12 protein-coding genes are annotated in these 13,982 nt (G+C 74.0%); 8 read left to right on the top strand and 4 right to left on the bottom strand.

The window, feature by feature from the left end; genetic code table 11:
• Positions 1–496 (top strand): malic enzyme-like NAD(P)-binding protein (locus IE305_RS19365; RefSeq protein WP_308440254.1); only part of this gene is annotated, 496 nt, incomplete at its 5' end.
• 15 nt (positions 497–511) lie between these two features.
• Here IE305_RS19365 and IE305_RS19360 read toward each other — a convergent pair.
• A complete protein-coding gene (locus tag IE305_RS19360; protein WP_190130909.1) occupies positions 512–1,567 on the bottom strand; it encodes a YihY/virulence factor BrkB family protein in 1,056 nt (351 codons plus the stop codon).
• Between the two features lie 174 nt (positions 1,568–1,741).
• On the opposite strand from IE305_RS19360, the gene IE305_RS19355 reads away from it, so the two are divergent.
• The 7 genes from IE305_RS19355 to argJ all read left to right on the top strand — a co-directional run bounded on the left by IE305_RS19355 (position 1,742) and on the right by argJ (position 10,403).
• Positions 1,742–2,332: a GTP-binding protein gene (locus IE305_RS19355; protein ID WP_190130908.1), complete on the top strand. Its 591-nt coding sequence runs from the start codon at positions 1,742–1,744 to the stop codon at positions 2,330–2,332.
• Between the two features lie 273 nt (positions 2,333–2,605).
• On the top strand, positions 2,606–3,883 hold the full coding sequence (locus tag IE305_RS19350) for an MFS transporter (protein ID WP_190130907.1): 1,278 nt from the start codon (positions 2,606–2,608) through the stop codon (positions 3,881–3,883).
• Positions 3,884–3,938: 55 nt separating this feature from the next.
• A complete protein-coding gene (locus IE305_RS19345; RefSeq protein ID WP_190130906.1) occupies positions 3,939–5,657 on the top strand; it encodes a thiamine pyrophosphate-binding protein in 1,719 nt (572 codons plus the stop codon).
• A gap of 2 nt (positions 5,658–5,659) precedes the next feature.
• Complete coding sequence (locus IE305_RS19340) at positions 5,660–7,171, top strand: asparagine synthase-related protein (RefSeq protein WP_190130905.1); 1,512 nt, start codon at positions 5,660–5,662, stop codon at positions 7,169–7,171.
• 56 nt (positions 7,172–7,227) lie between these two features.
• On the top strand, positions 7,228–8,178 hold the full coding sequence (gene speB, locus IE305_RS19335) for an agmatinase (RefSeq protein ID WP_190130904.1): 951 nt from the start codon (positions 7,228–7,230) through the stop codon (positions 8,176–8,178).
• Positions 8,175–9,149: a clavaminate synthase Cs1 gene (gene cs1, locus IE305_RS19330; RefSeq protein ID WP_190130903.1), complete on the top strand. Its 975-nt coding sequence runs from the start codon at positions 8,175–8,177 to the stop codon at positions 9,147–9,149. Before speB ends, cs1 begins: the two co-directional genes overlap by 4 nt.
• Positions 9,150–9,215: 66 nt before the next feature.
• Positions 9,216–10,403, top strand: a complete 1,188-nt coding sequence (gene argJ, locus IE305_RS19325; RefSeq protein ID WP_190130902.1) for a bifunctional glutamate N-acetyltransferase/amino-acid acetyltransferase ArgJ — start codon at positions 9,216–9,218, stop codon at positions 10,401–10,403.
• Positions 10,404–10,462: 59 nt separating this feature from the next.
• Here argJ and IE305_RS19320 read toward each other — a convergent pair whose 3' ends face one another.
• From IE305_RS19320 to IE305_RS19310, 3 genes are all read right to left on the bottom strand, one after another.
• Complete coding sequence (locus IE305_RS19320) at positions 10,463–10,750, bottom strand: GlsB/YeaQ/YmgE family stress response membrane protein (RefSeq protein ID WP_190130901.1); 288 nt, start codon at positions 10,748–10,750, stop codon at positions 10,463–10,465.
• Positions 10,751–10,860: 110 nt separating this feature from the next.
• On the bottom strand, positions 10,861–12,837 hold the full coding sequence (locus IE305_RS19315) for an APC family permease (protein ID WP_190130900.1): 1,977 nt from the start codon (positions 12,835–12,837) through the stop codon (positions 10,861–10,863).
• Positions 12,838–13,049: 212 nt separating this feature from the next.
• Entirely contained in the window at positions 13,050–13,802 is a 753-nt protein-coding gene (locus IE305_RS19310; protein ID WP_190130899.1) for a response regulator transcription factor, read from the bottom strand.
• Positions 13,803–13,982 lie beyond the last annotated feature (180 nt).

Genomic DNA, 13,982 nt, shown 5'->3' with positions numbered 1-13,982 from the left:
TGCGGGCTCGGCGCTGCGGTGGATCGCGGACAACACCAACCCGGAGGGGATGACGGGCACGCTGAAGGAGGCCGTGCGCGGCGCGGACGTCTTCATCGGCGTCTCGGCCCCGAACGTCCTCGACGGCACGGATGTGGCCGCGATGGCGAAGGACGCGATCGTCTTCGCGCTGGCCAACCCCGACCCGGAGGTCGACCCGGCGGTGGCCCGGCAGACCGCCGCGGTGGTGGCCACCGGCCGCTCCGACTTCCCCAACCAGATCAACAACGTGCTGGTCTTCCCCGGCGTCTTCCGCGGCCTGCTCGACGCGCAGTCCCGCACCGTCAACACCCAGATGATGCTGGCCGCCGCCGGCGCCCTGGCCGACGTCGTCGCCGAGGACGAACTCAACGCCAACTACATCATCCCCAGCGTCTTCAACGCGAAGGCGACGGAGGCGGTGGCGTCCGCCGTCAAGCGCGCGGCCCTGGCGGTGCGCGAGGACGCGGCCTCCTAGGCTCTCCTGGGTCTCCTACGCCTTCCTGGGCTGCCGGGCCTCCCGGGTGTTCGCGTGCTGGGGCCCGTGGTCCCAGGCGCGGGTGTCGCGGGGTTCGACGTACGGTTCCTCGTCGCGGGGATGGCCGCCGAGCGCGGCGCGTTCCCGCGCGAGTTCCGCGTCGAACTCCAGGCCCAGCAGGACCGCGAGGTTGCTGATCCACAGCCAGACCAGGAACACGATCACCGCGGCGAGACTGCCGTAGGTCTTGTTGAAGGCGCCGAAGTTCGCGACGTACAGCGCGAACCCGGCCGAGGACGCCAGCCACAGCACCAGCGCCACCACGCTGCCGGGGGTGACCCAGCGCAGGCCGCGGCCGCGGACGTTGGGCGCCGCCCAGTACAGCACCGCGATCATGACGGTGACGAGGACGACGAGCACCGGCCACTTGCCGACCGCCCAGACGGTCAGCGCCGTGTCGCCGATGCCGAGGGCGGTGCCCGCCCGGTGGGCGAGGCTGCCGGTGAACACGACGATCAGCGCGCTGGTGCAGGCCATGGCGGTCATGAGCAGCGTGAGCACGAGGCGCAGCGGCGTCAGCTTCCACACCGGCCGGCCCTCGGGCAGGTCGTAGACGGCGTTCGAGGCGCGGATGAACGCGGCGACGTAGCCGGAGGCCGACCACACCGCGCCGAGCAGGCCGACGACGGCGAGGGCGGAGCCGGTGCCGGCGCCGCCCCGCAGCTGCCGCACGGCGGCGGTGAGCACGTCGCGGGCGGCACCGGGTGCGAGGTGTTCGAGGTTGGCGAGCACCTGGTCGGTGACGGACGGTCCGGCGAGGTCGAGCACCGAGACGAGCACCAGGAGGGCGGGGAAGAGGGAGAGCACCCCGTAGTAGGTCAGCGCGGCGGCGCGGTCGGGGAGTTCGTCGTCCCGGAACTCGGTGACCGTGCGCCGCAGGACCGCCCACCACGACCGCCGGGGCAGGGCGGCCGGCTCGTCGGGTGCCCTGCGCTCGGCCGCGGGTGAGGGCCCGGCTCCGGACCCGTCCCGGCTCTGCTGCGGTTCATGCCCCTGCTCCAACGGCGCCATGCCGGGCGGATGTCCCGGCCGCGGCCCGGGAAACCCCCGGCCGCGGGAGACCCCGTGGCGTTGCCGTGCGCCCTCGCGCGCCCGTGCGCCCCGCGTCGCCCGGCGGATGCGGGGCAGCCGCCGGTGAGGCCGGCGGCGGGGAGGGTCCCCGGGCGCCGGGGAGGGGGGATCGGCGTGACCGAGCACGTGCCGGGGACGGACCGGGCGTACGTGACCGTCAGCACGGTCGGCTCCGCGGGCCACGGCAAGACGACGCTGGCCACCGCGGTCGGCAAGGCGGCGGCGAAGGCGTACCGGCAGGACGCCCGGGCCGTCGACGGCATCGTGGAGGCGGTGAGCCGGACGGACGAGCACGTGGCCACGCACAGTGCGCACAGCGCGTACGTCACGGCCGCCTGCCACTACACGCACTTCGACGCCTCGGCCGGGCATGTGGCGGAGCTGCTGGGGAACACCCGGCTGGACGCGGTGGTCCTCGTCGTCTCGGCCGCGGAGGGCGTGACGGAGCAGACCCGGGAGCATCTGCGGCTCGCCCGCCGGGCGGGGGTGCCGGTGGCCGCGGTGTTCCTGACCATGTGCGACCGGCTGGGCGACGGCGACGCGGGCGGCGTGGAGAAGAGCGTGCGCGAGGTGCTGGACGCCCCGGACGTGCCGGTGATCCAGGGGTCGCCGCTGAAGGCCCTGTCCGGCCATCCGGCGTGGGAGGCACCCCTGGTGGAGCTGCTGGAGGCGATGGACGCCTTCGTCGCCGCACCGGCGTCGTGACGACGGTCACATGAGGGAAATCACCCTCAAATCGGGCCATTACTGCCTCTTCTTGTTCTTTTCCGTCCTTACCCTGGACGGATGCCCCCCTCAGCCCCGGCCCTCTCCCGTCATGCCCGCGTCCAGTCCCCCGACCCCGCCCCCGTCGTACCGCACCCGGCCACCGGGCCCCGGCTGAGCAGCGACGCGAGTGACGTAAGTGACGTAAGTGACGTAAGCGAGGACGGCGGGTCCCCGGCGCTACTCGCCGACCCGCCGGGCGGCCGGCGGGCCATGGTCGTGTGGGGCGTCGGCGTGTGCGTCTACCTCGTCGCCATCGTCTTCCGCACCAGCCTCGGCGTGGCCGGGCTCGACGCCGCCGACCGTTTCCACGTCGGCGCGTCCGCGCTGTCGACGTTCTCCATCCTGCAGCTGCTGATCTACGCGGGCATGCAGATCCCCGTCGGGCTGATGATCGACCGGCTGGGCACGAAGCGGGTGCTGGCGACCGGGGCCGTGCTGTTCACCCTCGGCCAGCTCGGCTTCGCGCTCAGCCCCACGTACGGCATGGCGCTGGCGTCGCGCGCGCTGCTCGGCTGCGGCGACGCGATGACGTTCATCAGCGTGCTGCGGCTCGGCTCGCGCTGGTTCCCCGCCCGCCGGGCGCCGATGATCTCGCAGGTCGCGGCCCTCTTCGGCACCGTCGGCAACCTGGTCTCCACCCTCGTCGTCGCGCGGGCCCTGCACGGCCTGGGCTGGACCGTGACGTTCGCGGGCAGCGCCGCGGCCGGCGTGGTCGTCCTCGTGCTGGTCCTCGCCCTGCTCAAGGACCACCCGGCGGGGCACGAGCCGGCGCCGGTGCCGCACGCGGGTGCCGCGTTCGTGCGGCGGCAGACCGCCGCGGCGTGGCGGGAGCCGGGCACCCGGCTGGGCATGTGGGTGCACTTCACCACGCAGTTCCCGGCCACCGTGTTCATGCTGCTGTGGGGCCTGCCGTTCCTCGTCGAGGCGCAGGGCCTCACCAAGGAGGCCGCCGGTGACCTCCTCACCCTCGCCGTGGTGTCCAACCTCGCCGTCGGTCTCGTCTACGGCCAGCTGATCGCCCGCCGCCCCGGGGCGCGCACCCCGCTGGCGCTCGGCACCGTGGGCGCGACCGCGGCGGTGTGGGCGGCGGCCCTCGCCTACCCGGGGCCGCACGCGCCGGTGTGGCTGCTCGCGCTCCTCTGCCTCGTGCTCGGCGCCTGCGGCCCGGCGTCGGTGATCGGCTTCGACTTCGCCCGGCCCGCGAACCCGCCGCAGCGGCAGGGCACCGCCTCCGGCATCGTCAACATGGGCGGCTTCGTCGCCTCGATGACGGCTCTGCTGGCGGTCGGCGTGCTGCTCGACGCCACGGGCCACGACTACCGGATCGCCTTCCTGTCGGTGTTCGTCCTCCAGGCGGTGGGCCTCACACAGATCCTGCGGCTCCGGGCTCGCACGGCGGCCGGCCGCGGCGCCACTCCGCGCGGCATCCGCTGGATCCGTCCGCAAGGCATCCGTCCACTCCCCCACAAGGCTCCTTCGGCACAGTGAAGGGACCGGCGCGCCCGCCCGGGCGCCGCGCCGTCCCTGCGCAGAGGAGCTGGCCATGTCCCGTGTCCCCACCGGCGGTCCGCGCACGGAACCGACCACGGCCCACGCGCTGTTGCGCAGGCTCCACGACCACGGGGTGCGCACCGTCTTCGGAGTGGTGGGCCGGGAGGCCGCGGCGATCCTCTTCGACGAGGCGGAGGGCGTCGACTTCGTCCTGACACGGCACGAGTTCACGGCCGGCGTGGCGGCGGACGTGCTGGCCCGCCTCACCGGCCGGCCCCAGGCGTGCTGGGCCACGCTGGGCCCGGGCATGACGAACCTGGCGACGGGCGTCGCGACCGCCGCCCTGGACCGGTCGCCGGTGATCGCGCTGGCGGCCCAGTCGGAGTCGTACGACCTCTTCCCCAACGACACCCACCAGTGCCTGGACTCGGTGGCGGTCATGCGGCCGATGACGAAGTACGCGGCGGAGCTGCGGCGCCCCGACGACGTCACCGACCTGGTGGACTCGGCCGTGGCCGCGGCGACGACGGAGCCCGTCGGGCCGGGGTTCCTCTCCCTGCCCGTCGACCTCCTCGGCAGCGGAACCGGCCCCTCCGCCACCCCTCCCCCGGCCAGGACGCCGGCCAGGCCGCTGGTCACCGTGGCGGACGGCTGGGAGGAGGCCGCCGGCCGGGCCGCGGAGCTGCTGGCCGCGGCCTGCCACCCCGTCCTGGTCGTCGGTGCCGCCGCGATCCGTTCCGGGGCCGTGCCCGCGATCCGCGCGCTGGCCGAACGGCTGCGGCTGCCGGTCGTCACCACGTACCTCGCCAAGGGCGTGCTGCCCCACGACCACGAGCTGAACTTCGGCGCCGTCACCGGCTACATGGACGGCATCCTGTCCTTCCCCGCCCTGGAGACCCTGTTCGGCCCCGCCGACCTCGTCGTGACGCTCGGCTACGACTACGCCGAGGACCTGCGGCCCTCGATGTGGCGGCACGGCCGGGACACGACGACCGTCCGCGTCGCGCCCACGGCGAACCCCGTCCCCCGGGTGTACCGCCCGGACGTCGACGTGGTGACCGACGTCCGGGCGTTCGTGGAGCACCTCGACCGCAGCACGGCCGACCTCGCCCCGAAGACGCCGCACGACATCACGCCGCTGCGGGAGCGGATCGCCGCGTTCGTCGCCGACCCCGGGCAGCCCGGCGGCGGGCTGGGGGTGCACCAGGTGATCGACGCCATGAACACCGTGATGGCGGAGGCCGCCGCCGAGGGCGAGGGCACCTTCGTCTCCGACATCGGCTTCTTCCGGCACTACGGCGTGCTCCTCGCGCACGCCCGGCAGCCGTTCGGCTTCCTCACCTCGTCCGGCTGCTCCAGCTTCGGCTACGGCATCGGGGCGGCCATCGGCGCGCAGCTGGCCCGGCCCGGCCAGCCGACGTTCCTCCTCGCGGGCGACGGCGGCTTCCACTCCAACAGCGCCGACCTGGAGACCGTCGCCCGGCTCGGCCTGCCCGTCGTCACCGTCGTCGTCAACAACGACGCGAACGGCCTGATCGAGCTGTACCAGCACCTCGGCCACCGCCGGTCGCACGCCCCGGCGGTCAGGTTCACGGGCGTCGACTTCACCGCGCTGGCCCGCGCCAACGGCGTCGAGGCCGCCCGGGCCACCAGCCGCGACGACCTGCTCGCCGCGCTGCGCAAAGGCGTGGGCCTCGGCCGGCCCTTCCTCGTCGAGGTGCCCGTCACCTACGACTTTGCGGCCGGCGGCTTCGGCGCGCTGGACATCTGACCATGGCGCCGACGCTGCCCGCCGCCGTGGGCTTCCTCGCCGGGATCCACCAGGACGGGGGCCGGCCGCCGCAACCGGTCCTCGCCACCGCGTCGTCCCGTGCCCCGTGGACGCAGCACACCGCCGGGCAGAGCCTGCACGCCGTGCTGCTGCACTCCGGCGCGCCGGACGGGGCCCACGCGCACGCGCGGGACACGACGCTGCTGCTCGCCGGGGAGCTGTACAACCGGGAACAGCTGCTGCCGCTGCTGCCCGGCCGCACCCCGCCCGGCAGCGACGCCGCGCTGGTCCTCGCGCTGTTCGGCACGTACGACGTGCACGCCTTCCGGCTGCTCAACGGGCGGTTCGCGGCACTGCTGGCCGCGCCCGGCCGCGCCGTGCTGGCCACCGACCACGCCGGGTCGCTGCCGCTGTACGTCTCGGCCACCCCGGGCCGGGTGCTGGCGGCGACCGAGGCCAAGGCGCTGAGGGCCGCCCCGCCGGGGCAGCCCCTGCCGGGCCGTCCGGTGCGGCGGCTGGCCGGCGTCCGCCAGGTGCCCGCCGGCACCGTGCTGGACCTCGGGGTGGCCACCGGGCGCTGCACGTCGCACCGCACCTGGGCGCCGCCCCTGGCCCGCCGGGTGCTGCCGGAGGAGGACGCGGTGGAGGCCGTACGCCGGGCGCTGGACGACGCCGTACGGGCCCGCGTGGGCCCGGACGTGCCGCTGGTGGTGCTCTCCGGCGGCATCGACTCCTCCTCCGTCGCGGCACTGGCCGCCGCCCGCTGCCGGCCGGCGCCGGTCGACACGGTGTCGATGGGCACCGACGAGGCCGACGAGTTCCCGCAGGCGCGTGTGGTGGCCCGGCACCTGGGCTCCGCGCACCGGGAGGTCACCGTGCCCACGGACGAGCTGCTGCGCCGGCTCCCGCACACGGTGTGGGCGGCCGAGTGCACCGACCCCGACATCGTGGAGTACCTGCTGCCGCTGACCGCGCTGTACCTGCGGCTGGGCGGCCCGGCCCGGCGCATCCTGACCGGCTACGGCGCGGACATCCCCCTCGGCGGCATGCACCGCGAGGACCGGCTGCCCGCCCTGGACACGGCGGTCTGCCACGACATGGACACCTACGACGGGCTGAACGAGCTGACGCCGGTCCTCTCCGGCGCCGCCGGCCACTGGTCGACGCACCCCTACTGGGACCGCGACGTCCTGGACGTGCTCGTGTCCCTGGAGGCCGGCCTGAAGCGCCGTCACGGGCGGGACAAATGGGTGCTGCGCGCCGCCCTGCGCGACGTGCTGCCGCACGAGACCGTCGTCCGACCCAAGCTCGGCGTGCACGAGGGGTCGGGCACCACCGCGTCGTTCACCCGCCTGCTGACGGACGCGGGCGTCCCGGCCGGCCGCGTACGGCACGCCAAACGGCTCGTCGTCCAGGAGCTGTTCGACCGCGTCGTCGTCGAGGGCCGGCACCCCGGCGACGTCGCGACCGGCGCGGTGGTGGAACACGTCGCCGCCGGCCTCGTACCGCGCTGACACCCCACCGCGACACCCCACCGCAACACCCCACCGCACGGAGGGACCGACCGACCGTGGACCGCATCGACACCGCCGTCTCGCCCCGCTACGCGCAGATCCCCACGTTCATGCGCCTGCCGCACGACCCGTCGCCCCGCGGCAAGGACGTGGTGGTGATCGGCGCCCCGTACGACGGCGGCACCAGCTACCGGCCCGGCGCGCGGTTCGGGCCGCGCGCCGTGCGCACCGAGTCCGGGCTCGTCCACGGCGTGGGCATCGACCGCGGGCCCGGCACCTTCGACCTGATCGACTGCGTCGACGCCGGCGACATCGACCTGACGCCGTTCCACATGCGGCTGGCGATGGAGACCGCCGAGGAGCGGCTGAGCGCGCTGCTCGCCGACAACGCGGCGTTCCTGATGCTCGGCGGCGACCACTCGCTGACCCTCGCCGCGCTGCGCGCGGTCGCCGGCCGGCACGGTCCGGTCGCCGTCCTCCACCTGGACGCGCACTCCGACACCAACCCGGCCGTCTACGGCGGCGAGTACCACCACGGCACGCCGTTCCGGCACGCCATCGAGGAGAAGCTCGTCGACCCGCGGCGGATGCTGCAGATCGGCATCCGGGGCCACAACCCGCGGCCCGACTCGCTCGACTACGCCCGCGGGCACGGGGTGCGGATCGTCACCACCGACGAGTTCTGCGAGCTCGGCCCCCGGGCCACCGCCGCCCTCGTACGCGAACGCGTGGGCGACGCACCGGTGTACGTGTCGGTGGACGTCGACGTCGTGGACCCCGCGTTCGCGCCCGGCACCGGCACCCCCGCGCCCGGCGGCCCCACGTCGCGCGAGGTGCTCGCCCTGCTGCGCGTCACCGGTGACCTGCGCCCCGTCGGCCTCGACGTCATGGAGGTGTCGCCGCCCTACGACCACGCCGGCATCACCGCCGTGCTGGCCACCGAGATCGGCGCCGAGCTGCTGTACCAGTACGCCCGCGCCCACACCCGGGGAAGGACGACGCCGTGACCGTACTGCCCTGTGCCGCGCACGGCGCGGACCTGCTCGCACTGGCCCGGCGGCTGCCCCGCATCCCGCGGAGGGACCTGCACGGCTTCCTCGACGTGGCGGGCGGCGCGGCGGCGGAGCTGCCCGGTCCCCTCGGCGCCGCGCTCGACGCGTTCGCCGCCGAGGGCAACGCGTCCGGGTACCTGCTGCTGCGGGGGCTGCCGGTGGAGGACGACGACGCGCTGCCGCGCACGCCCGACAGCACGCCCGCGCCCGTGGACCGGCCGCTGCTCGTCATGGAGGCGATGCTGGCGATCGCCGGCCGCCGCCTGGGCCTGCACACCGGCTACCGCGAACTGCGCTCCGGCACCGTCTTCCACGACGTGTACCCCGCGCCGGGTGCGCACCGCCTGTCCGCGGCGGCCTCGGAGACGCTGCTGGACCTCCACACGGAGCTGGCCTACCACCAGTTCCAGCCCGACTTCGTGCTGCTCGCGTGCTCCCGCGCGGACCACGACCGCAGGGCGGAGACCCTGGTGGCCCCGGTCCGCAAGGCGCTGCCGCTGCTGCCCGCGGACGTCCGCGCGCACCTCTTCGGCCGGCCGCTGCCGTGCCGCGTGGACATCTCCTTCCGCGGCGGGCCGGACGAGGCCGGTCCGGTCGCTGCCGTCGAGCCGCTGTACGGCGACCCGAGGGACCCGTACCTGGGGTACGACCGGGAGCTGCTCGCCCCGCACGACCCGGCGGACGCCGAGGCCCTCGCGGTGCTGTCGACGGCGCTCGACGAGGTGCGCGAGCCGGTGCGGCTGGTCCCCGGCGACGTCCTGATCGTCGACAACTTCCGCGGGGCGCACGCCCGTACGCCCTTCACGCCGCGCTGGGACGGCAGGGACCGGTGGCTGCACCGCGCCTACGTCCGCGCCGGCCGCGACGGCGGGCTGGACGGGAGCGAACGGGCCGGCGACGTCGTCGGTTTCGTGCCGCGTAGCTGATGTCCACTGGCGCGCGGGCCGGGCGAGCTGCCAAGCTGGGGTCGGTATCTTTATACGGGAGATCGAATGACTATCGACAGCAGTGCCGTGCCCGAACCCCGGGGGTTCGCGGTGCACACCGGCCCCGCCGGCCTCGCGGACGACGGGCGGGACGACTTCACCGTCCTGGTCTCCACCGTGCCGGCCGTCGTGAGCGCCGTGTTCACCCGCTCCCGCTTCGCCGGCCCCAGCGTCACCCTGAGCCGCGCGGCGGCCGCCGGCCGCGCGGCCAGGGGCGTCGTCGTCCTGGCCCGCAACGCCAACGTCGCCACCGGCGCCGAGGGCGAGCGCAACGCGCGCGAGGTGCGCGCCACGGTGGCGCGGGCCCTCGGCCTGGCCGAGGACGAGCTGCTCATCGCGTCCACCGGCGTCATCGGCCGGCAGTACCCGATGGCGGACGTCCGGGACCACCTCAAGAAGCTCGCCCCGCCGTTCCCCGAGGGCGGCTTCGAGCGGGCGGCCCGGGCCATCATGACCACGGACACCCGGCCCAAGACGGCCACCGCGCGGGCCGGCCGGGCCGTCGTCACCGGCATCGCCAAAGGCGTCGGCATGATGGAGCCGGACATGGCCACGCTCCTGACGTTCTTCGCGACCGACGCCCGCCTCGACCCGGAGGAACAGGACCGTGTCTTCCGCCGCGTCATGGACCGCACCTTCAACGCGGTCAGCATCGACACCGACACCTCCACCAGCGACACGGCGGCCCTGTTCGCCAACGGCCTGGCGGGCCCGGTGGACCCGGCGGAGTTCGAGGAAGCGCTGTACGCGGTGGCGCTGAAGCTGGTCAAGGACATCGCGAGCGACGGCGAGGGCGCCGGCAGGCTCATCGAGGTCCGGGTGACGGGGGCGCGCGACGACGCCCAGGCCAAGCGCGTCGGCAAGGCCGTCGTCAACTCCCCGCTGGTGAAGACCGCGGTGCACGGCGGCGACCCCAACTGGGGCCGGGTGGCCATGGCGGTCGGCAAGTGCTCCGACGACACCGACATCGACCAGGAGAAGGTCGTCATCCGCTTCGGCGACGTGGCCGTGTACCCGCCCACCCGGCACGGCGACCGCAGCGAGGACGACGTACGGGCCGCCGTCGCCGAGCAGATGCGCGGCACCGAGGTCGTCATCGGCGTCGACCTGGGCATCGCGGACGGCGCGTTCACCGTCTACGGCTGCGACCTGACCGAGGGCTACGTACGCCTCAACGCCGACTACTCGACCTGAGCCGCACCGCGCGGCCGGCCGGTCACGGCCTCCCGGTGCCGTGACCGGCCCCGCACCGGTTATGCGTGGGAGTGGCGGCCGTGCCGGTGGCCGCGACCGGCGAAGACGCGGTACAGCGCGAGGATGATCACGGAACCGGCGATGGCGGCGATCCACGTCGACAGGTGGAAGAAGCCGTTGATGGACTCGACCCCGAAGATCACCTTGCCCAGGAACCCCCCGAGCAGCCCACCGACGACACCGATCAGCATCGTCACCACCACGCCGCCGGGATCCTTCCCCGGCATCAGCCCCTTGGCGATGGCTCCGGCGAGCAGACCGATGATCACCCAAGCGAGAATGCCCATGATGTGTGCCTCCTTCGACAGTGGCTGCAAGGGCGCATAACCTGCCCGGCGGCCGTCAAACGAGGCGGGGCCGGATCGGGCGCGCCGGCAGGAGGAACCGGTCGGGGGCCTCACCCCACGTGGATCCGCGGCCGCCGGCTCAGGTCCGGCTCGGCGCGGCGCAGGACCTCGCGGGTGACCGGGGCCACTTCGCCGTCGCCGAAGACCAGGAAGCGCAGCAGGTGGCTGAGGGGGTGGCCCTCGGTCCAGTTGAAGTACGCGTGGGGCACCCGGTCGGTGCGGTTGCGCAGTTCCATCAGGACGGCCGCGATCGTGTTGGGCACGCCGGGGCCCTCGACGCGCAGGATGCGGGCGCCGTGGCGGTGTTCGCCGGTGACCTTGAGGTCGGCGGTGAAGTCGGAGGAGTCCTGGACGGTGACTTCCAGGAACAGCACGGGCGAGCCGTCGGGTATGTGGGTCTCCTCGCGCTGGCTGTACTCCTTCTCGCGGTACGCGGCCTCGTCGCGCTCGTCCGGCTCGTTGGCGATGATCCGCAGCGGGCCGGCGGCGGCCACCTCGTCGATGAGGCGTTCGGCGCCCTCGTCGAACGTCACGTTGACGGCCCGTAGTTCGAAGGAGCGGCTGACCCGGGAGCCGAGGGAGGACAGCAGGATGCCGGCGATGAAGAACGAGGCGATCTTCAGGCCGTCGGGCCGCTCGATGACGTTGGTGACCAGGGTGTACGCGAAGACGGCCGTGATCACGGCGAAGCCGGCCGTGGCCGCCGTGTGCCCGCGGTGGCGGGCCGCGATGGTCGCGGCGAAGGACGCCGAGAGGATGAGGACGAGCACTCCCGTGGCGTAGGCGCCGCCCTGCGCGTCGACGTCGGCGTCGAAGAGGATGGTGATCGTGACCGAGACGGCCATGAAGAGCAGCACCAGGGGCCGCACCGCCCGGGTCCACTCGGGGGCCATGCCGTAGCGCGGCAGGAAGCGCGGTACGAGGTTGAGCAGGCCGGCGAGCGCGGACGCGCCGGCGAACCAGAGGATGGCGATGGTGGAGACGTCGTAGACCGTGCCGAAGACCTCGCCGAGGTACCGGTGCGCGAGGTAGGCGAGGGCGCGGCCGTTGGCCTCGCCGCCCTTCTCGAACTCCTTGGCCGGGATGAGCACCGTGGTGGCCAGGCTGCTGACCAGGAGGAAACCGCTCATGAACAGGGCGGCGGTGGTGAGCAGCCGGCGCGTGTCACGGACGCGGCCGGCGGGGTTGTCGTACGTGTCGCCGGTGCCGCCGCGGATCTGCGGCATGACGGCGACGCCCGTCTCGAAGCCCGACATGCCGAGCGCGAGGCGCGGGAAGACGAGGAGCGCCACGCCGATCATGGCGAACGGCGAGGAGTAGTCGGTGGTCAGGGAGCGCCACCAGTCGCCGACCACCTCGGGCCCGGCCGCCACGTGCCACACCGCGGTGGCCAGGACCACGAGGTTGAGGACGAGGTAGACGCCGACGAGGAGGACGGCGACCCGGATGGCCTCGCGGAAGCCCTTGAGGAACACGGCGCCGAGGCCGGCGAGGAGCAGCAGCGTGATCCAGACGTTGGCGTGCCGCATCCATGACGGGGCGAAAGGATTCTCCACCACGTGGGCGGAGGCGTCGGCCGCCGACAGCGTGATGGTGATCATGAAGTCGGTGGCGGCGAAGCCGAGCAGGACGAGGACGAAGAGCTTCCCCGCCCACCAGGGCAGCAGCCGTTCCAGCATGGCGATGGAGCCCTCGCCGTGCGGGCTCTCCCGGGCCACCCGGCGGTAGACGGGGAGCGCGCCCAGCAACGTGAGGGCGATGAGGACGAGGGTCGCCAGCGGCGAGAGCAGGCCGGCGGCGAGCGCGGCGATGCCCGGCTGGTACCCGAGGGTGGAGAAGTAGTCGACGCCGGTCAGGCACATGACGCGCCACCAGCTGTGTCCCTCGTGCTCCTCCGGCGGTGTGCCGTGGGGGCCCGGATGACGTGCCGACTGCTCGCTCAGACCCTCCAGTAACCAGGCGCGCCAGCGGCGGCTTACCGGCCGCTCCGGCTCGGTACGAGCGGGTTTCACCCGCGTGACAGTCATGACTCTTTCCCTGCCGTTCTTCGCGCTGTGGGGGGCAACGAGGAGCGAGTATTCCCCATGCCGGAAGCGAGCCGGACGTCCGGTCGGCTTCGTTTCCGGTCATCGTTCGGCCCGTCGTACGGACGGTGCCGGCCGGCCGCCGGAGCTCGTCGCACACGCCACGTGTACCCGCCGTCCGGCGGTCCGCACGGGGACGAGAACGTCACGCCGGCTCAGGCGTGTGCGGCCGCCGGCACGGCCAGCCGGTACCCCACGCCGCGGATCGTCTCGATCCACTGCCGGTCGCCGAGCTTGCCGCGCAGGGAGCGCACGTGCACGTCGAGGGTGCGGCTGGATCCGAACCAGTTCTCGTCCCACACCCGGGACATGATCTCCTGACGCTCCATCACCGTGCCGGGCTCCTGCATCAGCAGGAGCAGCAGGTCGAACTCCTTGCGCGTGATCCGCACCTCCCGGTCCCGGACGAACACCTTCCGGGTGCGCGGGTCGACCCGGAGAGGGCCGGCCTCCAGCGGGCCGCTGCCGGCCCGGCGCGGCCCGGCGCCGGGCGCGGCCGGCGGCACGGCGTCCGGGGCCGCCTCCGCGGCCGGTGCGGTGCCGTGCCGGACGCAGCCCGCCGCCCTGCGCAGGACGGCCTCGATGCGGGCCACCAGCTCGTAGCGACTGAAGGGCTTGGCGACGAAGTCGTCCGCCCCCAGGTGCAGGGCCAGCACCCGGTCGAGTTCCCGGCTCCGGCCGCTGAGGGCGATCACCGGCACGCAGGACGCCTTCCGCATCCGCCGGCACACCTCGAAGCCGTCCAGGTCGGGCAGGCCCAGGTCGAGCAGGACCAACTGCTCCTCGCCGAGCCGGTCCAGGGCCTCCGCGCCGGTACCGACGCGGTGCGTCCCGTAGCCGTGCGCCACCAGCGTCCGCTCCAGCGCCTCGGCCACGCCGTCGTCGTCCTCGACGATCAGCACGTTCATCGATCAGCCTCCCCCGCTGACGGACCACCCCGCCGTACCCCGGACGCGCCCTGGCGCGCCGGAATTCCGGCCGAACGTTTCCGGATTGTTTCCGGAGCGCTGTCTATCAAGCCGGTGGACGGGGCTCAACGCGGGGCACCGCGACGGCACCCGGAGAGGCAACGGGGCATGCCTCTTCCG

The organism is Streptomyces mashuensis, assembly GCF_014654785.1.
Classification (GTDB): Bacteria; Actinomycetota; Actinomycetes; order Streptomycetales; family Streptomycetaceae; genus Streptomyces; species Streptomyces mashuensis.
Note: the sequence above shows the minus strand (reverse complement) of the source record. Positions and strands in the feature narration are given on the sequence as shown.